Consider the following 24989-nt stretch of genomic DNA (forward strand, 5'->3'; position numbering starts at 1 on the left):
TAGGATTTACCCTCCCCCTAGTTTGTGTACACAAAAAGTAAAATACTAACATCACTCCTTTAATGATTCGCCCGGAAGCATAGACAAATGGTTCCGGGCTTTTTCTATATAAAAGTTTTTGATGCCATTCAGCCATTAAATTGTGACGACTTTTAATTGATGATAACCTCTACGCTTAGACATCTTGCTCATGACCGTGCATAGGATTTATCAATTTAATGCGTATAACGCGACTCATAGATCACAATATGCTCATAGGAAAGTGGCTGAGACATAACAAAAATAAGCCAACAAAATTCATTTACATGAAACTTTGCTGGCTATTACTTATCTATATTATTAAATTTTGACGTATTGATGGACACTATGATGAATTGTGATTGATCCCTTAGCCGAGACTTCTGAGGCATTAAGCCGCAACCGAAAATCCATTTTGAGAGCAAAATTAGTTGAGGTAAGACGCCTAGAAAAGCGAGGCGTTAGGGACAATCAAAAGTTTAATAATTTATATCCCAACCTCTTTTATTATGATTTCGTTTCTTCTGCTGCTAAAAATTTATAAATATCATTCGAGTAGAGTTTCAATACTTTTGTGAATATTAAGTTTAAAATAAACCCTACAACCCCTGGTATAATAACAAATACCAAAGCCACTAAAAAGATATTTATCGCTACTGGGCCATCTAACATTTCTATCGCTTTAATCGGTCCTACAAGACCAACCAAGCCAAAACCGGCTGCTTCTTTCGTACCTACAATACCAATAATGCCTCCAGCAGCGCCAGCACATGCGGCAGATAAGCCAATAGGCAATAACATAATCGGATAACGAATCACGTTGGTCATCATCATTTTCATAGCACCTAACAAAATTGCAATCGGTACTCCAATTTTGTTCACTTTCAATGTACATAAAAATAACACTATGCCCGTTGTCGCAACCCCGATTGTTGCCGCACCTGCTGCCATTCCAGAAATTCCGATAGCCAAACCTACTGCGACTGTTGATACTGGTGATACGATAATAAATGAAAATAAAACTGCAATTAATATACACATCAGTACCGGTTGAAGCGTCGTGAACGTATTAATTAATTCCCCAATGGCTAACGTTATCTTGCTGACATATGGAAGTGTAAAAACACCAAAAAGACCAGGAATACAACCTACAAGGATAGGCAATAAGATAATTTTCAAACTTCCTAAACGATCTTCTAACCATAAGACAAGTAACACAGCTAAAGCAGCTGTAATCATTGTGTTGATTAAATCACCGATACCGACGATTTGCCACCCTGTTTCAGTGACTTTTGCGGCACCTGAACCAACATATGATGCAGCGCCTACAATCACTGTTGCCAGTGCAGATAATTTAAATTGTATGGCAATAAGCACGCCCACCATCATCGGGAGCATAAATTGAATACCCATGACAACATAAAACAATGTGTTGAAAATATCCGCATACTGACTTAAATATTTAAACAATCCACCTAATACCGCATTCGGTATTAAACCTGCCACTATGGCGACCGCTAAACCATTTAATACATTAAAACTAAACGTTTTAAAGGTCATCTTTTTCTCCGTTGTTTCCATCTGCATTCCCCTTTCTCATCGTCTATGTATTTAGACACTTAATGCTGTCTATTCTATCGCGAATGCATACGATGTATACTATGTAGCGTAAAGTAAAATTCAGAAAAATTCAATAGACCTTTTGTGAATTTTATCACAAATATACGAATTAAAAAAAGTGTGCCTTTGTTGACACACTTTCAACTGATTTTCTAGTAAATTTGAAACTTAATATTTTCTGTATTAGCGATTAATTTGATTGTTAGGTTTTGCAGAGAATTTACTATGCACACGCATCATCGCTTCAATACGTGCTTCAGCTAAATGTTCAGCTGCTTGTAAAGGCAAGATATCCTGTTCCTTCGCAATCGTAAAAATTTTATCCATTTGATCATAGACGCCTTGAACTTTTTTCGTAGCACGTTCACGATTGTAACCATTTAATTCATCGGCAACGTTAATCACACCACCGCTGTTAACTACAAAATCTGGTGCATATAAAATACCACGATCTTTTAACATTTGACCATGTGTATCGTCCTCAAGTAATTGGTTATTCGCACTACCACAAATCATTTTAACTTTTAATGTTGGGATCGTTTCACTATTCAGGATACCACCCAGTGCACATGGTGCGAAGATATCCGCATCCACACTATAAATGTCATCGATGTGAACAGCTTTGGCACCAAAGTCATCTACAGCGCGTTGTACTGCCTCTTCATTAATGTCCGTTACAATGAGTGATGCGCCTTCTTCATGTAAAAACTTACACATATGATAAGCGACATTACCGACGCCTTGAACCGCAACAGTCTTACCTTCTAAATGATCGGTACCAAACACTTCTTTAGCTGTACGTTTCATCGCATAATAGACACCTAATGCAGTCATCGGGCTAGGGTTTCCACTGGAACCGTAAGATTCACTTACACCACAAACATAAGGTGTCTCTTGAAAAATCATATCCATATCTTCAACCGTTGTACCCACATCCTCTGCAGTAATATAACGGCCATCAAGGCTATTAATATAACGTCCTAAAGCTCTAAAAAAAGCTTCTGATTTATCCGTTTTGGGATTACCAATTACAACTGTTTTGGCACCACCTAGATTCAGTCCAGCCGCAGCATTTTTATACGTCATGCCCTTCGCAAGACGCATAACATCAACAATTGCGTCCTCTTCTGATTGATAATTCCAAAAACGACATCCTCCTAAAGCTGGTCCAAGTGTAGAGTCATGAATACAAATAATCGCTTTTAAACCGCTCGCCTTATCATGACAAAACACCAATTGCTCGTAATCTGCTTGCTCCATTCGTTCAAAAATCATTTCCATTCCTCCTTTGTGTGATCGCTCGTAACTTATACATACATCTCTTCCCATAAAATATATGTACTAAGACTATATTACCCCTTTGAAAAAAGATGTAACGACGGAATGTAAGCGTTTACAAACCTCTTTCGTTATCTTATCACAATCTTCAATTAAAATCATTCATGTTAATTAAAAGTTTTTTATTTTTAATCGTTTACTATGCGTACGCTTAATATAAAAAATAAGACTTTTTCCACAATGATTATAGATATTTCCCTAATGGTGCTGATGTCCCAAAAATTTTAAACTATAGATAACATAATGAAGAAAGGAAGATGTCTCATGATTCAAGCACAAGAACGTGTTGCTGACGTTGTGACGAAACACCCTAAAACAGCAGACGTATTTCGTCAATATGGTATAGATTTTTGTTGCGGGGGCCAAGTTTCAATTGAAGAGGCTGCTACCCAAGCCAAGCGTATAGAACTACCCGAATTAATGGATAAACTCGAAGCTGCAAGCCATTTACAAGGAGAGGGTATTAACCCTAGTTACTTAGATGTACCTTCACTTGTACAATATATTCAAGCACGTTATCACGAAACGTTAAAAGAAGAATTCAAACAACTAACGCCTTACGTGACAAAATTAGCACGAGTACATGGACCTAATCATCCTCACTTAGTTGAATTAAAAGAGGTTTATGATGATTTTAAAGCTGCAATGCTTACCCATACGGATGAAGAAGATCATCAAGCATTTCCAAAACTTGTTGAGGCGCATCAAGGACAGCACGTCGAACATCTTGATGCAGCAATTCAGTCGCTTGTCGATGATCATACAGGTGCAGGAGCTAAATTAGAACACATGCGTCGTCTTACAAATGACTACCAACCCCCTATGGAAGCATGCGGCACATGGAGATTAGTGTATACGCGTCTTGAAGCGTTAGAAAAAGAAACACATGACCATGTACATTTAGAAAATCATGTATTGTTCCCTAAAGTTCAACAAAGCTAAACTGAAACGAAATGATTGCACAATCATTAAAAATCGCCTTCAAACGACATCCACTGATGTGTTTTGAAGGCGATTACTTTAGAGTACCATTTGTATATTGAAAAGTTATCAACTAAAGCAAAATGATGATAATGTTTAGATTTTTAAACTCAGCACCTGAGCCATATCAAATGCCCATCGTTCTAGTAATTCTGGTCCTCTAGATAACGCATCTGACAATGGCATTGGTCGAGACGCAATTGAAAAGACGGCATCGATACCATGTTCATACACCGCTTCATATCCTTCACCTAGCGTCCCTGCTACTGCGATGACTGGCTTGTGATGTGCTTGTGCCACTTTGGCCACGCCTATAGGTGTTTTGCCATAAATGGATTGACCATCTATCTTTCCTTCACCCGTTACCACAAGATCACAAGCTTTCACATGAGACTCGAACTGAGTAGCAGCTTGTACCACCTCGATGCCTGGTTTAAGTTGAACGTTTAATGTAGCGAGCAATCCTGCGCCTAAACCACCCGCTGCGCCTGCTCCTGGAACATTTGAAACATCTTTGTTTAATGTTTTGTGAATCATTTTACTAAAATGCGTCAATGCACGTTCTAATTGCTCACATTGAGCCGATGTTGCACCTTTTTGAGGACCATACACAGCTGTTGCACCACGGTCACCTAACAAAGGATTGTCAACATCACAAGCAACATCTATTTTCACTGCTTTGAGCCGTTCATCTAACGTCGAGATATCGATTGAAGCAAGTTGCTGTAGCGCGCCACCACCATAGGGTATCGTTTTTCCACAGCCATCTCGCAATTGTCCACCTAAAGCTTGTATTAAACCTGCACCACCATCATTGGTGGCACTACCACCAATACCAAGAATCAAATGCGTGACGCCTTGATTCAGCGCATCTATGATGAGTTCCCCCGTTCCGTAAGTCGTCGTGATTAAAGGGTTTCGTAAATGTAGCGGTACTAACTCTAAACCGGACGCTTGTGCCATTTCAATGACCGCTGTACGCCCTTTATTCCCTATACTATATGTGGCATCAACAGGATGAGCAAGAGGACCGGTTACCGTCACTGTGCGCCACCGTCCATTTAACGCATCATGTAATGATTGTGACGTGCCCTCACCACCATCTGCCATAGGTATTTTGTCAATCATCCACGTATCGTTAAACACGCGTCTAAAACCCCGTTCAATTGCATTTGCTACTTCTAGGGCAGACATACTTTCTTTAAATGAGTCTGGTGCAATGAGTAAACGTTTCATTTTCACACGCTCCTTATACGACATAAATAGGGTCGAGACAAACCGTCTCAACCCTTATTTGATACACTTACGCTACTTGTTCAGCAACATAGATACTGCGCTTTAACCATTTACCAGTTTTTTCATCATAATCATCACACGTAATTAACGTCAGTTGATGTTTATCTTTTTTCATTTCATTAAGCACTTCAACTGCGTATGGGTCTACATCCTTAATTGATGTAATTTTGTATTTACGCTTTTCTTTACCTACCGTAAAGAAGACGTCATCCCCTTTTTTTGCATCGTGCAATTTCGTAAACTGATAATTCAAAGCATAATCCGTGTGACCTGCAATCGCGATATTTTGATCGCTTAAGGATTCACGTTCTTCTGCAAAACTGACACCTCGTTCTAATTGTTGTGGTGTTGCTGGCCCTGGATACACTGGTTCATTAATATCTACAGAAGGGATGGACAATACGCCTGCAACTTGTGATTTATCTTTAGGAATTTCAATTTGTTGCGGTGCGGTTGCTTTTTTTTGATTACTTTCATATTGTTCTATTTTCTTATCATTTTCTTTTTTAGTAAAATACGTATCAATTTGTGGTCGAAATGCTAAATATAAACCACCTAATATCAGTAATACACCTATTAAAGGCATCATCACTCGAGATAATCGCTTCATATGCTAAACGCCTTTCTATGATAGAATCATTTATATTTTACCATATTAAAATGTGAAACGAATCATTTATACATTGACATTTCATTAAAAAAGTCGGGGCGACACATATAGACTAAATTTGTATATAAGACATAAATCATTAAACCTATGATTGTCCCTAACGCCACGCTTTTCTAGACGCCTTACCTCAACTAGGGAGCATTACAGAAGCCTAATTGATTTCGTTGTAATGCCCGCCGGTACATGAAGACGTTAGAAATGAAATGAATTACGTCTTCAGTACACCTATGAACATGCGTGAATAGGTGGTCAATAGCCTAATTGCGGAAAGCTTTTAAGCGCATACGCAATCCAGTCAGCTACTGCCTTATATATTTTCGGTTGCGGCTAAATGCCTCAGAAGTCTCGGCTAAGGGATCAATCACAATTCATCATAGTAGACTAAATCGATTTATATAAATAAATAAAACCAACAAAGTTCATGTACAAATGAACTTTGTTGGTTTTTGTGATTAACAGGTCTGCTATGTCCTAGCCCGATATTAAGAATTATATTTGTTCTGCTTCATCTTGTACCAGTGGTTGGTCAGGTTTCACGAAGAACCATAAAATGATTGCGATTACGACTAAGATAAGCATGGATAATAGCGTTGCTTTCCAACCGATACTATCTGCTAATACCGCCGCAACGATTGGGCTTAACATTGCACCAATGTTCCCCCATAGATTCATCCATCCTGATACTGATCCAGAGAAGTTACGTCCAATATCAGTGGCTGAAGCCCAGCTCATTACCATCGATAAGCCAACACCAGCTAAACAAAATGACATCCATGTTATATTCATTGCTAATGATGTGGCATTAACCGCAAAATACAATGAAATACCAAATACTACAAATCCAAAGATTGCGATTGAAGCACGTGCGATAAATCTCGACTTTCCTGAACTTAAAATTCTATCTGAAATGGCACCACCAACCATGATTAAAATAAACATGAGTAACCATGGAATACCTGCTAGCTTACTCATCGTTAATGTGTCAATTTTATATTGATCAATTAAATATGTCGGATACCAAATTAAAAATAAAGTGATGACAAACTGTACTACAAAATACTGAGCTGCAATAGCATAAAAGCTAAATCTTGTGAAAAAGCGCCCCCATGGTGCTGTTGATTTTTCAGTTTGTACTACGTCACGGTTTTCCATAATATAAAGCTTTTCAGCATCATTGACCATTTTGTGATGTTCTGGTAAATCTTTCGCAATAATCGCCCATAATAAAGCAATTAGAAAACCAACAATACCAAATATAATGAAAACCGCTTGCCAACCGAAAGTGTTGTAAATGGCCACCGTAATAAATGGCGCAAGTACAGGTCCAAAATAGGATCCTGCTAACAATGCACTTGATGCACGCCCTTTTTCATTTTTTGCAAACCAGAATGTATTAAATACAGCATTAGACGGATACATAGGTGCCTCCCCAACACCAAATAAGAAACGTACTGCAAATAATACCCCGTGATTTTTTATAACCCCTGTTAAAATTGTGAATGCACTCCACCAAACCAATGCAATTGAAAGCATCTTTTTCGGACCAAATTTTTCTGCTAAAAATCCTGATGGTACTTGCATTAAAGCATAACCGAGTGAGAAAAATGTCGCAAGAAGCGAAAATTGTGTTTTAGTTAAGTTTAAATCTTCCATCATTGGTGTTGCGATATATGAAATATTAGCTCGGTCCATATATGCAATGACCCCAATTAAGAAAAACATCCCTGCAAACAGCCAACGTATATTTGTTCTCTTTTCTTTAAGTTGATTCATGATTTGCCCCCTCTTTTTCATTAGGTCATCTGATGACCAATTCAGTTAGCTTTTTGAATATACCACATCAAGAAAGCGGTTACAATAAAAATTTGAAAATTTTATGAACGAAGTCGCAATATTTAGATTTATCATATATCAAAGTAATATTTAAATTGATTTAACCAATTATAGTTAGCTTTTATAATTAATAACTGAGATTAATTTCATTTAATATTTTGCATTACTTTAAATTATTTTAGTTTGACATAACGCCCATGTACAAACCAATATAGCGCTATACACATGAATATAATGATTGCTGTTATACCATACATTGCTTGGAACCCTAATGAAGTTGTTATAAACCCAAGTAAAAATGGACCAAATCCCAAGCCAAAATCTAAACCAATATAAAATGTAGATGTCGCGATTCCTATGTGTGCTTTGTTTGAGACTTTGAGCGCAGCAACGTTACATACAGCTGTCATCGCACCATACCCTATTCCAAGTAATGCACCTGAAGTTAATAACAGCCACCCCGTATTGCTTGAAAGCACAGCAAGCATCGCTAACCCTACAGAAAAAAGCAAAAGTGCTGGGTATGCAATTTTATTCTCATTATAGCGGTCCATTATTTTCCCTATAAGTGGGCGCGTCAAAATCGATGCGATAGCATACGCTATGAAATAGTAACCTGCTAATGTGAGCAATTGCAGTTGTTGGGCATAAATTTGTATAAATGTTAGTACCGATGCATAACCTAAACCACAAATTAAAATCACACTTGCAATCGGTAATGCAGGGATTGAAACAAAGTGAGACAGTTTAAACTGCTTATCTTCAGACTTCAAAGGTTGCGTTTGAAAACGAACATTTAAAGTTAACGCTAATACAAATGCACAAAGTGCAATACCTACACATAGTGTAAATAGCACATACGTCGGATAATGTTGTGCTAACATTAAACCTACAAATGGTCCGATTGCTGCACCAATAACTAAACTCAAACTAAATAAACTGATACCTTCTGCCCGTCGTTCAACAGGCGATAATAACGCAACGAGTGTCCCCGTCGCAGTTGTTGCGATAGCTAGTGCAAAACCATTTAAAAAGCGCACAATCATTAACAAAATCAATGATCCTTCTATAAAATAAAGACATTGTGTCACTGTAAATGCCGCTAGACCAATCAATACTATTTTTTTAGGACCCATAACGTTAATAAAACGCCCTGTAAGAAAACGTCCGAATAGTGAACCTACAATGAATATCCCCATGACAAGACCTGCCAAACTTTCAGATATATGGTATTTTTCAACAGCATATTGTGTGATTACCACAATTAATAAATACATCGTTAAGTAAAGTAATAAACTCACCACAAAATTAACGATATAGTTTTTAGTAAATAACCGCGTAGTCGTAGATGCCAAAAAACCCCTCCCATAAAGTTAGTTTTGCTAACTAATAGCATTTTAAGTTTAAACCCTTCCCAATATTTTCGCAATCCACATTAATGCATGAAATCCGTTTTGCACGTAATTCTGAATTTAATTTCATACACAAATGTGATTTAATAGAGTTGGAAGCGCTTAATTTTTTTATACATAATTTTTAAAAATATCCATTAGAAGTTACAACACTTCAACAACTTCAATGTTAAATAAAATCGAATTAGAGGTGGCAGTTGAATGCAATCAATACAGGAATCTGAATTAAAGAAACAATATCTTGATTTACTAGCAGAAAAATATGATTCAGAGGAAAAAGTAGCAACAGAAATTATAAGTTTAGAATCCATTCTAGAACTACCAAAAGGTACGGAGCACTTTGTGAGCGATTTACATGGTGAGTTCAATGCGTTTCAGCACGTCTTACGTAATGGATCAGGTAATGTTAAAGCAAAAATTCATGATATTTTTAATGACCGCTTAACAGTTCAAGAAATGAATCAGCTTACTGCCTTAGTTTACTACCCTGAAGATAAAATTAAGTTAATTAAAAGTGAATTCAATTCTAAAGCTGACCGCGATGCTTGGTATACAAGTACGATTCATCAACTACTTGAGTTAATTACTTACACATCTTCCAAATATACACGCTCAAAATTGCGTAAAGCATTGCCTAAGCGCTATGTATTTATTATTGAAGAGCTGCTTTATAAAAGTAACAAATACAATAATAAAAACGTGTATTACAACACAATCATTGAACAAATTATTAATCTTCATCAAGCGGATAAATTAATCATTAGCTTATCAAACACTATTCAACGACTCGTGGTAGATCATTTACATGTTGTTGGTGATATTTATGACCGTGGTCCTGATCCAGATAAAATTATGGACACATTGATTGATTATCATTCTGTAGATATTCAATGGGGGAACCACGATGCATTATGGATGGGCGCTTATGCTGGCTCTCAAGTGTGTCTTGCCAACCTACTCCGTATATGTGCGCGCTATGACAATTTAGATATTATAGAAGATGCTTATGGCATTAACTTAAGACCTTTACTAACGTTAGCAGAAAAATATTATGATGATAATCCTGCTTTTCGTCCAAAAAAGCATCCTGAAAAAACACCGTCTGAATCTGAAAAGTTACAAATCACAAAAATACACCAAGCTATCGCAATCATCCAATTTAAATTAGAAGGTCCTATCATTAAACGTCGTCCTGAGTTTGAGATGGAGAGTCGTCTGATATTAGATCGCATCAATTATCGTGAACTTACGTTAGATATCAACGGTCAGACCTATCCATTAGAACATACATGTTTTAAAACGATTGACCCTAGAAATCCTACTGCACTATTAGAAGAAGAAAAAGAAGTGATGGATAAATTAATTATTTCCTTCCAAGAATCTGAAAAGTTGCGTCGCCATATTGATTTCTTAATGAAAAAAGGAAATCTTTATTTGCGCTACAATGGAAACTTATTAATCCACGGCTGCATACCAGTGGATGAAAATGGCAATATGGAAGGTATGGAAATCGAGGGTGAATATTATGATGGTCATGCGCTCATTGATAAGTTTGAATATCACGTGCGGAAAGCCTATAACGATATTGAAACACAAGATGATATTTCGACTGACCTTGTTTGGTATTTATGGACAGGAAAATACTCCTCTTTATTTGGAAAACGAGCAATGACAACATTTGAACGTTACTTCATCAGTGACAAAGCAACACATAAAGAAGTTAAAAATCCATACTATCATCTACGTGAAGATGAAAACATGGTCAAAAAGATGCTTAAAGAGTTTGATATGGATCCTGAAACTGGACGCATCATTAACGGACATACACCAATTAAAGAGCGTGATGGTGAAAACCCAATCAAAGCTAATGGAAAAATGCTTGTCATCGATGGTGGTTTCTCTAAAGCCTATCAAAGTACAACAGGTATCGCTGGCTATACGTTATTATATAACTCATTTGGCATGCAACTTGTTGCACACCAGCAATTTAACTCAAAAGAAAATGTACTAAAAACAGGTGAAGACGAATTATCCATACGACGTGTTGTAGACGAAGAATTGGAACGTCAACTTATCCGCGATACGAATAAAGGTGCAGCCCTGCAAGAAGAAATCGAAATGCTTAAAGCGCTCATGGCATATCGTTATATGAAAAAATAATCAACAACGGATTGGGATATAACCATCCTGTATATCAAAACAGCCAACAAAAATTCATTCATCCATGAACTTTTGTTGGCTGTTATTCATCTTCATGTATCAATTTTAATCTATAAGAGGAGAAAAATGGTGAAGGAAAACATTTCTGTGATGACTTTCATAGGCGAGACTTTTGAGGCATTAAGCCAAGACTGAAAATCCATTATGAGATAAAGCTCCCCCAAAAAGAAACGCGTTAGGCACAATCAAAATTGAAATGATTGATGTTCTACCCTTCTTTGAATATGCATATATCACTTTTTTAAAATAAATATTGTGAACAGTAATGAATAGAAAAGTGTTATTTTTCTCTTTTTTCAAATATAATTGGCAATTTTTATCATATGGGTGTAAAATTTAGTAATGTGAATTTTGATGCCAACGTAAGCGTAGAATTACTTTTCGGGCCTTATTGATGCGCATCATCAACTATATAAACATCTTTCAAGTCTATCGACATGTGAAACCACACCCCTTTCACATGTCCGTAGTGCTTGACATGTTTTTAATTAAAAAAATTATGAATTTACAGCAACGAACAACTATCTTATAATTATGAAAGCGTTTTCTTTAATGAAGTCAAATGGAGGGGTTTTTGTGTTAGAATCATTAAATAAAATTAATGCGGTTCTTTGGGGTGCACCGAGTTTAATTTTATTAGTAGGTACGGGATTATTCTTAACGTTCGTCCTCAAAGGATTACAATTCAGTAAATTAGGTCATGCATTTAAGCTTGCCTTTGTTCCTAATAAAAAAGATACGGACGAAAGTGAAGGTGATATTAGTAATTTCAAAGCCTTAATGACCTCACTTGCAGGTATGATTGGTAACGGGAATATTGCTGGTGTCGCAACAGCCGTTACATTAGGTGGCCCAGGTGCTGTCTTTTGGATGTGGGTCGTGGGTTTACTCGGTATGACAACGAAATATGCCGAAGCCTTACTTGCTATGAAATATCGTGATAAGAACCCGATTGGTGAATATATTAGTGGTCCGATGTATTACATTGAAAAAGGATTAGGACCAAAGTTCAAATTTTTAGCTATTGCATTTGCCGTTTTTGGAGCATTTGCCGCTTTAGGTATCGGAAACAGCGTACAATCTAATACTATCGCAGATGTCATGTCTACGAGTTTTAATGTTCAAGGATTTATTACTGGTATTATATTAGTGATACTCATCTCTTTTATCATTTTTGGTGGAATCAAACGTATCAGTGATGTAGCAGGATTTTTCGTGCCGATGATGGCCATTTTATACATAGGTGCTTCTATTTTAATTATCATTATGAATTACGATAAAATCATTCCAGCGTTCGGATTAATTTTTGAGCATGCTTTTACACCAGTGTCAGCTGCAGGTGGCTTTTCAGGAATTGTGGTTATGCAAGCAGTCCAACATGGTGTATCAAAAGGTATCTTCTCAAATGAAGCTGGGCTGGGTACAGTCGCACTTATTTCTGGTAATGCCAAAACGAGTCACCCTGTGATTCAAGCACTTGTTGCAATGACAGGTACTTTTATTGTAACGATTGTTGTATGTACCATGACAGCACTCGTATTGCTTGTCACAGGTTTTTGGGATCCATCAGGTGGTCTACTATCAGGTGTCAGTCATGATCCAGGATTAGAGGCTGGTGCGCTCACAAGTAAAGCGTTTGCCTCTTCACTCGGTATCATCGGTGAATACGTTGTGTCACTTTCTGTTATCTTCTTTGGATTTTCAACGATTATCGCTTGGTTTGTCTATGGTGCGAAGTGTTTTGAATACTTATTCGGCGTAAAACTTGTTGTCATTTACGCAGTGATTTATGTCGTTGCTACATTTGTAGGTACTGTAGCAAACTTGCGTTTAGTATGGGCTTTCGCTGATATGGCTAATGCATTAATGATGATTCCGAATTTGATAGGTCTCTTATTCTTATTCAAAGTTATTAAACAAGAAACAGACGATTATTTTAAACCGTCGACTCGTGAATTTAAATAATAAAAAACAAGTTGTGAACGTAATGACTACGCATCACAACTTGTTTTTTTATCGCTTGACATGGGTAGATGATACTGAGGTGATATATAATGAAACAAGAAGCAATTCAAAAAATTAATGAAGTTATAGAACACTCACGTATCGGTGTTTTAGCAACGTCTTATCATGATCAACCAAATAGTCGTTATATGATTTTTTATAATGATGGTCTAGATTTATATACAAAAACAAGTAAACAAACCCCAAAATTTGAAGAAATTAAACATAATCCTAAAGCACATGTCCTCTTAGGTTACGAAGAGAACAATCAATTGCCTTATGTAGAACTTGAAGGTGCAATTGAGATCGTTACAGATCAACAGCAAATAGATTGGCTATGGCAAGAACAAGATAAAACTTTTTTTGATTCAAAAGAAGATCCTGATTTAGTCGTATTACGTGTGATTCCGAACAAAGTTATGCTACATGAACAAAAAGATGGCAACGGACCAATTGAAATTGATGTCAGTAACCTTTAAAATAGGGCATCATACTGAAATGAATAAAACATAAGGAGTTCAACATGATAGCACAATTACAAGAAGTAATGTTATATGTCGATGATCAAGAGAATGCAAAACAGTTTTGGACGGACAAATTGAATTTCCACGTGGTATCTGATGATGTGACGAATGACATGCGCGTCATTATTTTAAAACCGACACCTGACGCTGAAACGGCCATTGTGTTACACGATAAAGCAAAAGTCGAAGCGATGGAAATGGGCGTCGATACCGGTACGCCTTCTTTAATGTTTGTTTCGGAAGATATTCATGCTTTATATGATAACTTAAAGTCAAAAGGCGTAACTGTTGGCGAAAAAGTGGAAATGAACGGTGGCATTGTATTTAACTTCGCCGATGATGAAGATCACTATTTTGCAGTTAGAAACTAAGTATGCATTTATGAATGAATCTCATCAAAAGTGCCTTCAAAATTCATTTTTCAAATGAACTTTGAAGGCTTTTTACATGCAACATATAGTCGATTGTTTTATAGGAAATCGGGATTCCAAACATGATATTACCACGATTAATGCAACTGTTTTAGATGCTAGCGCGTTTTACCATTGCGTTGTAATTGATACATTTTTTGGTAAATACCACCTTGTTGAATTAGCGTATCATGCGTTCCCCGTTCTACAATTTCACCTTGGTGTAAGACAAGGATTAAATCCGCATCTTGAATTGTTGATAGTCGATGTGCTATCGCAAGTGTAGTTCTACCGTGTCTCATTTTCGTTAAAGACTGTTGAATGAGTTCTTCCGTTTCTGAATCAATGTTGGCAGTTGCTTCGTCCAAAATTAAAATTTTCGGATGTATCGCCATAGTTCGTGCAAAAGCAATCAATTGACGTTGACCACTTGAAAGTGTACTTCCTTTTTCAATCACTTTGTGATCATAACCGTCTTTAAATTTCATAATAAAATCATGTGCATACACAAATTTGGCTGCACCTTCAATTTGTTCAAATGTCATCGTTGGATGATATAGTTTGATATTAGACGCGATAGAACCATAAAACATAAATGGGTCTTGTAGCACTAGTCCAATTTTAGATTTCAGTTCTCCTTTAGGGATGTTTTTTACTGATTGCCCATCAATCAAAATATCCCCTCGTTCAAATTCATAAAACCGCATAAACAAGTTGATAATCGAACTTTTCCCCGAACCAGTATGACCTACAAGTGCGACTGTTTGACCAGGTTCTGCAGTGAAATCAATGTTTTTCAATACATCATGCTGCCCATCATAACTAAATGACACATTTTTAAACTCTATACGGCCCGCAGTAATACGCGATGCATTTTCAGGTTGAACAGGTGCTAAGTCCTCATTGTCCATCATATGAAATACACGGCTAGCAGACACAACTGCTTGTTGGAAAATATTTAAATTTTGACTGACTTGGTTAATCGGCTCAAAGAAACGTTGCATATATTGAATAAAAGCATAAATGGTACCAGCAGTAACCACGGTTTTAAAGCTCAACATTCCAAAATAAGCCAAAATAGCAACTATAGATAATGTTGAAATAAGTGTAATCGCTGGCCTCAATAATAATCCATCAAGACGTATCGTTTTAAGCATATAATCATAGTGCGCACGATTTATTGTTTCAAATTCCGCTTTAAGACGTTGTTCTTGGTTGAACACTTGAATAATTTTCATACCTTCAATTGATTCACCAAGTTTCGCGTTTAAATCTGATAGTTTACGTCTTGTTTCATAAAAATATACTGACGCATATTTACGATATAATGCGAGTACTAAAACGATTAATGGAACAAAGCACATCGCAAAAAATGCCATTTTTATATCTAAAACAAACATCATTATAAAACTACTCATTACCATAAAAATCGCGATTAAAAATGTCGCAAGCACACCAGTAAACATTTCTACGATGGCCTCAGTATCGTTTGTTAACCGTGATACAATACTCCCACTTGGAGTCTGGTCATAAAACCGCATTCCTAAATTAGCTATATCTCTGAAAGCATCAATTCGCAGTTGTTGAATCACTTTTAATGCTAAATATTCTAAATAATACAAACTAAAATAGGCTGTTAATGCACCTAATAGTTCTACACCAATAAATAATACGAGGATAACGATCAGATCATTTCCTGGGAAATGTCTAGGCACAAGGTATTGATCGATAAACACTTTAATGATATAGGGAACAGCCATACTCGCAGCGGTTGTTAATATTAGTAATGATAACGCACGTACAATTAACGACTTAAAAGGTAGCGTATATTTAAGGAGACGACCTAGCGTTTTCATCTGTTCTTTCGATGTCATTTGTGGTTGTGTTTCACTCACGATCAGCCCCCCTTTGTGTTTGTTGATCTAAAGCTTGATTCAAACGATTTTCCATTGCTTGTGCTTGAAACGTTTCCGCATACCACCCTTGTTGTTGGAGTAATGCTTCATGTGTTCCTTTTTCAACAATGGTACCGTCACGCATCACAATAATTAAATCCGCATGCATGACAGCACTCATACGATGTGCTGTAATAATATTGGTTTTGCCTTTTCGTTCTTGTTTCAAATTTTGTAAAATTCGTGTTTCTGTCTCAGCATCCACAGCGGATAGAGCATCGTCTAAGATGAGTACTTCCGGGTTCATTAATAAGGCACGTGCGATGGAAATACGTTGTTTTTGCCCTCCTGATAACGAAACCCCACGTTCACCCACTACTGTGTCATACTGATCGGGTAATGACATAATGTCTTGATGAATACGACTCATTTCACTCACGTGATAAAGCGTAGCGTCATCGATTTCAGGTTCGCTGAATGCAATGTTACCTCGAATTGTTGATGAAAATAAAAAATGATCTTGCGGCACATATCCAAATTGTTCTCTAAGTAGATGAATCGGATACTGATAGAGCGCATGTCCACCATAGGCAATATCCTGTGCACGGGGTGGATCAAATTCTCTTAATAGTAATCGAATTAACAAACTTTTGCCAGACCCTGTATTTCCCACAATCCCCACAGTCATCCCCGGTTCAATTGTGAAATGTACGTGATGTAAATGCGATTCTGTATCGTCTTCAAAGGTAAACTGTTTCAACTGAAATACGATGTTCCCTTGGGGCTTTTCAGATAGTGTTTCATGCGTGTGCGTGTCATTGGGAACTGCTAATAAATCACGAATACGGTCATAAGAAGCACTACCTCGTTGAATAATGTTAAAGAAAAAACCTAAGGCAAGTAAAGGCCATACCAACATACCAAGGTATGTTGTGAAAGTGACGAGTTGTCCAATCGTAATGGCGTTATCTACTACCATATAGGAACCAAATATGACACTTAATAAATAACTGGTACCAATGACGAGCTGAATTGTTGGATCAAACAGTGCATCGATTTTAGTAACAGTGAGATTTTTTAAAACAACACGGTCACTAAATTCACGAAAATCCGCTTCATCCGCACGTTCGTATCCAAATGATTTTGTGACTTTAACTCCCGCAATACTTTCTTGCGTTTTATCATTTAATTCACTAAATGCCCCTTGCGCTTCTTTAAATCCTTTATGAAGTAATTTCCCATAATATTGCGTTAATATTACAAGAATCGGTAGTGGTATCATCGCAATGAATGTAAGTTTTGGGCTGACTGTGAGTGCCATAATCACAAGGGTTATACCGCCCATAATTACCGCATCCGCAATGGTCATCACCCCAACCCCTGCGGTACTTTGAACAGCACGAATATCATTTGTGGCATGTGCCATGAGATCCCCTGTACGATATTTTTGGAAAAAGGATGGCCGCATACTTAAATATTTATCATAAAGTTCTCCTCTTAATAATCGACCAAGTTTAGCACTAGCACCAAAAAGTTGTGTACGTGAGTAAAATCTTAAGATATACACGGTAATCCCTGTCAATAATATAATCATTAAGTACATCATTAAACGCGACGGTGTTAATGACTGTGCTGTAATATGGTCAATTACACGCCCAATGATGTGTGGAGGCACTAAACTGCAACATGCTGTAATCATCATCGCGATGATTGCGGTACTGAACCGCCATTTTTCTTGCTTAAAGAACCAACCGAGTGTTCTAAATACTTTCATAACATCCCTCCCTTTCACGGACGTTCTATCATTGTTAACATTAAATTAATTCGTCTGAGCGATAAGCATCGTTACATCTCTGACGCCCCTTTCTCAATTTTATAATGTGATACGACATGCTTCAGCGACGACTTCCACGACATGTTTGACATCAATCTGGTCAGATAAACCTTCACGTTCAACCCCCAATTTCATTTGTAAATGACAACCAGGGTTTGAGGTAATGATGAGGTTGGGTTGTTGTGTTTTAACATGTTTCATCTTTTCATCTAAAATTTGCATCGCTGCATCATAATGTACTAAATTATAAATTCCTGCCGAGCCACAACAGTGATGTTGATTTGGAAAATCATGTAGTGTCAGTCCAGGTAACTTCGTTAATAGTGATTCGGGTTCTTGAACAACACGTTGCACATTTTCTAAATGACATGACGGTTGATAAACCGCTTCATAATTTAAGGTGTGTCGCACGGGTAACGGATAATCATTTAAGATTTCTGATATATCACGTACTTTGTTAACAAACGCTTTTGCACGGTCATGCCAAAGTGTGCCTTCCTCAAATAACGTGTCATACTCTTTTAACGCTGCACCACATCCCCCTATGGTATTAACGATGTAATCAAAATCATATTGTTCATAAGCCTCAATATTTTGTTTTGCAAGTTGAATCGTACTTAACGTTTGCCCTGCATGGTGTTGAAGTGCACCACAACATGTTTGAGATGGGATATTCGTCACTTGAAGTCCTTGTGCTGCCATAATACGTAGCGCTAGTTGGTTAATATGACTAAAGAACGCATCCATCATACATCCTTGAAAAAAGCCTACTGTAACAGTGCTTTCACACTTAAATGTGCGCTCCCAGTGATTAATCGATGGATGAACTTCAGGCATCACCCTTTGAAACTGTGCATATTTAGGCGCCATTTTTAAGAGATTTGTTGATTTAATTACTTTTTCAAGACCCGATTTTTGATATAATCGCAACCCTTTATTGACAAGGCGTAATCGATTTTTATGCGGAAGTAATCCGTGAAATGTGGTATAACGTATCATCTTTTCAACTTTAGACTTCGGTCGCACGTCATATAATACTTCAACGGCTGAACTTAAAATGTCTCCATAACGCACATGGGTTGGGCACACCGTTTCACATGCCCGGCATCCTAAACATAAATCAATACTTTCTCCCATATCTTCTAAAGTAATTTTCTCTTCTGCAGCCATTTTCACTAAATTTATACGTCCTCTTGGAGAATGTTTTTCATTTTTAAAAGTGACATATGTAGGACAAGCAGGTAAACAATATCCGCACTGCACACAATCAAAAGTGGCCTCGTAATCAAGTTGTGTTTTTAAATTAGTCATGTTGCAACACCAACCTTGACTCTCCGACTTCCGGAAAGATTTTGCCAGGATTTAATAGATTGTCAGGATCTAATGCTTGTTTAATCGCTTTCTGAAAGTGTACACCATTCTCCCCTAATTCTCTTGTCATAAATGGTTTTTTCATCGTACCTATGCCATGCTCACCTGAAAGCGTGCCTCCCAGTGCAATCGCATATTCAAAAATTTCTTCTACCGCACGTTCAACATTTTTAACCGCTATCGGATCTCGCATATTCGCATTAATTGTTGGATGTAGATTCCCATCACCTGCATGACCAAAAATGACAATGTTTAATTGATATTTTTCTTTTAATTCAGATATCTTTTTAAACATTTGTGGGATTTTACTTAAAGGTACTGTGGCATCTTCTGATATTTTCGTATAGCCACTTTCCACTACTGCAGGGGATACCGCTTTACGCACTTGCCACAATGCATTTTCTTCTTCTTTTGTTTGTGCAATTTTGATGTCCGTGACATTTATGTTTTCGAGCGCCTGTTTGATTGTCGTCATTTCTTGCGTCAAAGCTTCAGGCTCTCCATCGACTTCAACCAAAAGAATCGCTGCTGCACTACGTGGTAAATTTAACCCAGCATAATCCACTACTTTATTCACCGCGTGATGATCTAATATTTCCATTTTAGAAGGACGTACACCTGACGTTAATATTTGAGAAATGGATTGCCCAGCCTTCTCAAGTTGTTCAAATACAATCATTACAGTTTGAGTGGCTTTTGGTTTAGGTATCAATCTTAAGGTCGCTTCTGTGATAATGCCTAATGTTCCTTCAGCTCCAACGAGTAATTTTGTTAAATCATACCCCGTTACATTTTTTATCGTTTGCCCACCCGTTTTAATGATATCGCCACGTGCTGTCACCACCTCAAGACCAATGACATAATCTTTCGTAACACCATATTTAACACCGTGGGGACCTCCAGCATTTTCAGCTAAATTCCCTCCAATGGTACACACTGCTGAAGATGATGGATCAGGTGGATACATTAATTGATGCTTTTCTGCTAAGGCATGAATATCAGCCGTTTTCACCCCGGGTCGTGTTTTGATGATTAAATCTTCTGGGTATATGACGGGTGCGTCATTCCACTGTGAAAAATCAAGTACAATGCCTCCTTGAACAGGTAAAGTTCCTCCTGATAAATTGGTGCCCGCCCCTCTAGGATAAATGGGACATTGGTATTGGTTCGCAAGTTTAACAATCGCTTGAACCTCTTTTGTACTACACGGTTGCGTCACAACATCGGGAATATATTGCCCAAATGAACCGTCATAACCATATGACACCAGTGATGCAGTATCATCAAACGCCCGTTCATCTAAAAGTGATTTTAACATTTGTTTCATTTTTTCATGTTGCATCAAATTCCCCCTTTATTTGATAGCGATTTCATGTTTCTATCTATTTTACACGATTCAAATTGGTTTCGCATGGTCTTTATCAATGTTTTGTCATTTTACAATAGAATAAGACCGTACTTATGGTGGCACATCCCTATACCCTTCAACTTTTCATTGCGCATCAGTAAAAAGCGTGGCGACTACGGTTAAAAACAATAGTTACCACGCTTTGTATGATTAATGATTATTTACCTTTTTCACGTACATAAAGGCACGGACAGTAATGACGAATAAGATGATCACACCTGCTGTAAAAATTAAATCCCAAGGCATGCGTCCCCACATCAACCAAAAAACAGTATCTTGTTGATAAAACTCTGGTAAACGTGCATGCCAATATCCATGTTCTAATGCATCTTTAAGCTGTATATACCCTACTGGCAACAATGTCACTAACACCATTCCAGCAAGACCAATGTTTAATAACCAACATGCAATGGATATCCACTTTTCTGTACGGCGTGTCCATAGTTCAGACCGTGTGATATTACGTAATACGTAAAGTAAAATTGCGATTGAAAACATGCCATACACTCCAGCCATAGAACCGTGCGCATGAGCGGCAGTCCACTGTGTGCCGTGTTCGAAATAGTTAATGGCTGGCGCATTGATTAAGAAACCTAAAGCGCCTGCACCTAACGCATTCCATAGCCCTGTAGAAGCTAAGAAAATAAATGTTCCTTTATACGGAAATTCTATTTTACTAAATTTATATACACGATAATGCGTATAAGCTTCCCATATTAACAAACATAAAGGGACCACTTCTAAAGCTGAAAAACTCGATCCTAATGCCAACCAAATTGAATGGTCACCTTGCCAATAATAATGGTGTCCCATACCCACAATACCCGTTCCAAGTAGCAATATAATTTGAAAATAGAGCGCACGTATCGTCGAGCGAATGGTTGTTAATTTCATGTCTACCATTAAGAATCCAATAAGTATGACTGCAAAAGCTTCAAATATACCTTCAACCCATAAATGAACAATCCACCACCGCCAATAATCGGCAAAAGTTACATGTGTATTAGGCATGATAAATAATGAGGCTAAATAAAATAGTGGAATGGCGATAGCGCCGATAAATAATAGTAAAATCAAGCGGTTTCTATGTTGATCTGTTCCTAGCTTAATCGCCGGTATAAAGCCTCTAGCTAAAATAACCATCCATAAAATCATTCCGATAATAAATAAGATTTGCCAAAACTTGCCAAGCTCAATATATTCCCAACCAAAATGACCGAATAACCACCATTTTTCGTTAATCCAACCTAAAATATTTCCCCATTCACCCAGCATGCTACCACCAGCAACAATTAACAGTGCTATAAATAATATATCAACGAGCTTTCCTTGATGTTTAGGCTCTTTGCCTAATACTCGAGGGACGACATAAATACCTGTCGCAAGCCATGTTGTTGCTACCCAAAATATCACTAATTGTAAGTGCCATGTTTTAGCGATATTAAATGGGAAGAGTTTTTGTAAAGGTATACCGAAAAATTCATTTTCAACGTAGTAATGCGCCATCAGTTCTCCGAGAAGAATTTGAATTAAAAAGAGTATCATAACGACGACAAAATACTTTGCAGTTTTTGCCTGACTGCTCGTAATCGTCTCAGGAATTTTAATTTTAGGTAAATGTTTTTCACCTTTATATGTCGCTTCCATATCAAATTGGTACCGTCTCTGGAAATAAATAATGATTGCGACACCGGCAACGAGTAATGCAACAGAAATCGCAGACCAAATTAACGCTTCACTTGGCATCGTATTTCCCGCCTGAGCATCATAAGGCCAATTATTCGTGTAAGAGAATTGTCGGTCAGGACGATCAGTCGAGGATAACCATGCACCCCAGAAAAAGAAATCACTTAAGTGTTCAATTTTATTTCCTTTAACCATATAATCATCAATTGTAAATTGATCTATCATATTTTGGGGTAACCCTGCTTGCTTAGGATTGTTGACAAATTCTTTTTGATAAAATTGTCGAACATGTTTTAAACCTGCAACTTGGGCATCTGTTAACACGAGTTCATCCTTTGTTTTAGAATAGCGATTGATGCGGATCTCTTTTCTCACTTTATCTTCAATACCCGCTTGTTGCATTTGAGTTAAATTTTTAAAAGATTTATGATGTAACGTTTGCGCATAATAATGATGCATCCCTTGTATATATTGATGTAATGTTTCAGCAGTATAATCAGGTCCGAGATAAGAGCCGTTTCCTAAATAAGACCCGTAATCTGTTAAACCGTATTTTTCGTAAATGGCTTGACCGCTAATCAGCTCTGCTTTAGAGATTAATGTTTTACCGTTTTCATCGACAACCTTAGTCGGTCGCGGTGCCTCATTTTCAAATATTAGCCAGCCACCTAAAAGTAATATTGAGAATACCGTAACTAAAATACTGATAAGCACTTTAGACAACGTCCGATATGGGCTTCCCATTTACCTCACTCCTTACACGTATTTTTTGCACTTTCAGAATACGCCTAGTTCAAATGAGAGTAAATATCATTATCAATTAGTTCTTTATTTTGTCATAATTATATTTTTAAATATTATTCACTGTTATAACTATTTATACTCTATTATTCTTTTATAACGCCATTAAATCATATAATTATCGATAATTTTTACATTAGTGTTTAGAACAATTAGTCCCTTATCTTTGATATTTGATTCCCTAATTTAGAAAGCAATACTCCCTTAGGTCAAGACGTTTAATCATTCTAATCAATGCATATCAATAGCCAGTTTTAGATATCAATTCAGTATTTTCACCTACTTCGACTATTTAAAGTAAATAATAAAAACTTGTACAAGTGACACACCACGTTCCCCATTCACAAGACACCTTCCTTCGAACCACAATAATATTATGTTATGATACTAAAAAAGAGGGAGTGGGATGTATGTCTAAATTTGATAACGTGACACCACCAAAACAATTTGCGCAACATCACAAAACCATATTAGTGTTACGCCATTATGAGTTTACTGCGGATGCCCGCATATTTTTAAGTGAAACCGCACATCACGATTTAAAGGACAACCGCTATCTCATAGATATTGAATTGTGGTCAAAAACAGATGATTTGGGGATGGCTGTTGACTTTAGAATCATCGACAACATTTATAAAACGCATTTAAAACCCAAACTGGACGGCCAATTATTAAATGAAACATTACCCGATATGAATATCACACTAGAAAACTTAATTTACTGGTTTTGGGATACGTTGAGTGCACATTTGCCAGAAGACGTTTCTCTTAATGCCATCACTATGTATGAAACCCCAGAGCAAGGTGTGCGCTTTACCAGAGATATCATGGCACAATAACATTACGGGTATGTTCATATTATGACGCACAAAAATAACCTTCAAAGGTCATTTTCGCTTATGAGCTTTGAAGGTTATTAATTTTGTCATTCTAATATACATATCATTATGCTTTTTCATTCATTAGTGTTTGAATCACTTCAACTAATGCCTCTTCACTATCTACATAGTAATCCGGTTTATAACCTTCATGCGTTGCCGGGCGATTGCGTCGATTGAACCAAATGACACGCCACCCTGCATTTAACGCGCCGATGACGTCATTTTCGAAATTATCCCCTATATAAAATGTATGTTGAGGATTTAAATCCAATTCACTAACGACTTGTTGAAATAGTGCTACATCTGGTTTTGACATGCCCTCTTCTGCAGAAATAAAGATATGTGACTCTGGAATGTAGTGATCTAATTCAAGCGTTTTTATTTTTAATCGTTGATGATGACTCTCACCATTGGTAATGATGCCACAAGGGATGTCGTGTGATTTTAATAGATATAATAACGTTTTAATCGGATGTGACAACGCAATCCCTTTTAAAGCATGTTCGTAATCATGTTGAAATGCGATGGCTTTTCTTTCTGGTAAAGTAATGTCGAAATCATTAAGTGCTGCTGTAATACGATAAATGTGCATTTCAGTTACCGTCATACGACCATCTTGCGTTTGTTCAAATACGAGGTCACTATAGTGGCGAAAATGTCGATATAATGACGCAACACTAATATCACTATCTGCAAAGTGATAATGATACGCAACATTAAATGCTTGGAGTTGATCATACAACGTATCATCTAAATCAAAAATAAACGTATACGTCATGCGTGCCAC

The 24989-nt window shown here is 37.1% G+C and carries 18 protein-coding genes; 6 read left to right on the top strand and 12 right to left on the bottom strand.

The window, feature by feature from the left end; genetic code table 11:
- Window positions 1-525 precede the first annotated feature (525 nt).
- Together GJE18_RS09955 and GJE18_RS09960 are read right to left on the bottom strand one after the other, a co-directional pair.
- Entirely contained in the window at window positions 526-1599 is a 1074-nt protein-coding gene (locus GJE18_RS09955) for a PTS sugar transporter subunit IIC (RefSeq protein ID WP_060551753.1), read from the bottom strand.
- A gap of 222 nt (window positions 1600-1821) precedes the next feature.
- The gene (locus tag GJE18_RS09960) at window positions 1822-2913 is read right to left on the bottom strand and encodes a Glu/Leu/Phe/Val family dehydrogenase (RefSeq protein ID WP_060551754.1); all 1092 of its coding nucleotides are present in this window, start codon (window positions 2911-2913) and stop codon (window positions 1822-1824) included.
- 327 nt (window positions 2914-3240) lie between these two features.
- Here GJE18_RS09960 and scdA point away from each other — a divergent pair, with 327 nt between their 5' ends.
- Complete coding sequence (gene scdA, locus GJE18_RS09965) at window positions 3241-3918, top strand: iron-sulfur cluster repair di-iron protein ScdA (protein WP_060551755.1); 678 nt, start codon at window positions 3241-3243, stop codon at window positions 3916-3918.
- A gap of 135 nt (window positions 3919-4053) precedes the next feature.
- Here the strand turns inward: scdA and GJE18_RS09970 are convergent, their stop codons facing one another.
- The 4 genes from GJE18_RS09970 to GJE18_RS09985 form a co-directional block, all read right to left on the bottom strand.
- Window positions 4054-5193: a glycerate kinase gene (locus GJE18_RS09970; protein ID WP_107368582.1), complete on the bottom strand. Its 1140-nt coding sequence runs from the start codon at window positions 5191-5193 to the stop codon at window positions 4054-4056.
- Between the two features lie 67 nt (window positions 5194-5260).
- On the bottom strand, window positions 5261-5863 hold the full coding sequence (srtA, locus tag GJE18_RS09975) for a class A sortase SrtA (RefSeq protein ID WP_060551757.1): 603 nt from the start codon (window positions 5861-5863) through the stop codon (window positions 5261-5263).
- Between the two features lie 549 nt (window positions 5864-6412).
- A complete protein-coding gene (locus GJE18_RS09980; RefSeq protein WP_085622987.1) occupies window positions 6413-7696 on the bottom strand; it encodes a pyruvate MFS transporter in 1284 nt (427 codons plus the stop codon).
- Between the two features lie 233 nt (window positions 7697-7929).
- Window positions 7930-9111, bottom strand: coding sequence for an MFS transporter (locus tag GJE18_RS09985; RefSeq protein WP_107368583.1), 1182 nt, complete (start codon window positions 9109-9111; stop codon window positions 7930-7932).
- A gap of 258 nt (window positions 9112-9369) precedes the next feature.
- Here GJE18_RS09985 and GJE18_RS09990 point away from each other — a divergent pair, with 258 nt between their 5' ends.
- The 4 genes from GJE18_RS09990 to GJE18_RS10005 all read left to right on the top strand — a co-directional run bounded on the left by GJE18_RS09990 (window position 9370) and on the right by GJE18_RS10005 (window position 14287).
- The gene (locus GJE18_RS09990) at window positions 9370-11328 is read left to right on the top strand and encodes a fructose-bisphosphatase class III (RefSeq protein ID WP_060551760.1); all 1959 of its coding nucleotides are present in this window, start codon (window positions 9370-9372) and stop codon (window positions 11326-11328) included.
- 636 nt (window positions 11329-11964) lie between these two features.
- A complete protein-coding gene (locus GJE18_RS09995; RefSeq protein ID WP_085622989.1) occupies window positions 11965-13353 on the top strand; it encodes an alanine/glycine:cation symporter family protein in 1389 nt (462 codons plus the stop codon).
- Window positions 13354-13439: 86 nt separating this feature from the next.
- A complete protein-coding gene (locus GJE18_RS10000; protein WP_060551762.1) occupies window positions 13440-13871 on the top strand; it encodes a pyridoxamine 5'-phosphate oxidase family protein in 432 nt (143 codons plus the stop codon).
- Window positions 13872-13915: 44 nt separating this feature from the next.
- A complete protein-coding gene (locus GJE18_RS10005) occupies window positions 13916-14287 on the top strand; it encodes a VOC family protein (protein WP_060551763.1) in 372 nt (123 codons plus the stop codon).
- Window positions 14288-14445: 158 nt separating this feature from the next.
- On the opposite strand, the gene GJE18_RS10010 is transcribed toward GJE18_RS10005, so the two are convergent.
- The 5 genes from GJE18_RS10010 to GJE18_RS10030 all read right to left on the bottom strand — a co-directional run bounded on the left by GJE18_RS10010 (window position 14446) and on the right by GJE18_RS10030 (window position 23264).
- On the bottom strand, window positions 14446-16200 hold the full coding sequence (locus GJE18_RS10010) for an ABC transporter ATP-binding protein (RefSeq protein WP_107368598.1): 1755 nt from the start codon (window positions 16198-16200) through the stop codon (window positions 14446-14448).
- A gap of 13 nt (window positions 16201-16213) precedes the next feature.
- Window positions 16214-17995 (bottom strand): ABC transporter ATP-binding protein, encoded by a 1782-nt coding sequence (locus tag GJE18_RS10015; protein WP_107368584.1) that lies wholly within the window; start codon window positions 17993-17995, stop codon window positions 16214-16216.
- Window positions 17996-18094: 99 nt separating this feature from the next.
- Window positions 18095-19366, bottom strand: coding sequence for a (Fe-S)-binding protein (locus GJE18_RS10020; RefSeq protein WP_085622941.1), 1272 nt, complete (start codon window positions 19364-19366; stop codon window positions 18095-18097).
- Window positions 19359-20768: an FAD-binding oxidoreductase gene (locus tag GJE18_RS10025; RefSeq protein WP_060551766.1), complete on the bottom strand. Its 1410-nt coding sequence runs from the start codon at window positions 20766-20768 to the stop codon at window positions 19359-19361. The genes GJE18_RS10020 and GJE18_RS10025 overlap by 8 nt, the downstream gene beginning before the upstream one ends.
- 216 nt (window positions 20769-20984) lie before the next feature.
- Window positions 20985-23264, bottom strand: a complete 2280-nt coding sequence (locus GJE18_RS10030) for a nitric-oxide reductase large subunit (protein ID WP_107368586.1) — start codon at window positions 23262-23264, stop codon at window positions 20985-20987.
- 467 nt (window positions 23265-23731) lie between these two features.
- On the opposite strand from GJE18_RS10030, the gene GJE18_RS10035 reads away from it, so the two are divergent.
- Window positions 23732-24160 (top strand): 6-pyruvoyl trahydropterin synthase family protein, encoded by a 429-nt coding sequence (locus GJE18_RS10035; protein ID WP_037567228.1) that lies wholly within the window; start codon window positions 23732-23734, stop codon window positions 24158-24160.
- A 106-nt stretch (window positions 24161-24266) separates the two neighbouring features.
- Here the strand turns inward: GJE18_RS10035 and GJE18_RS10040 are convergent, their stop codons facing one another.
- A complete protein-coding gene (locus GJE18_RS10040; protein WP_060551768.1) occupies window positions 24267-24980 on the bottom strand; it encodes an HAD family hydrolase in 714 nt (237 codons plus the stop codon).
- Between the last annotated feature and the right edge of the window lie 9 nt (window positions 24981-24989).

It is taken from the genome of Staphylococcus agnetis (genome assembly GCF_011466855.1).
Classification (GTDB): Bacteria; Bacillota; Bacilli; order Staphylococcales; family Staphylococcaceae; genus Staphylococcus; species Staphylococcus agnetis.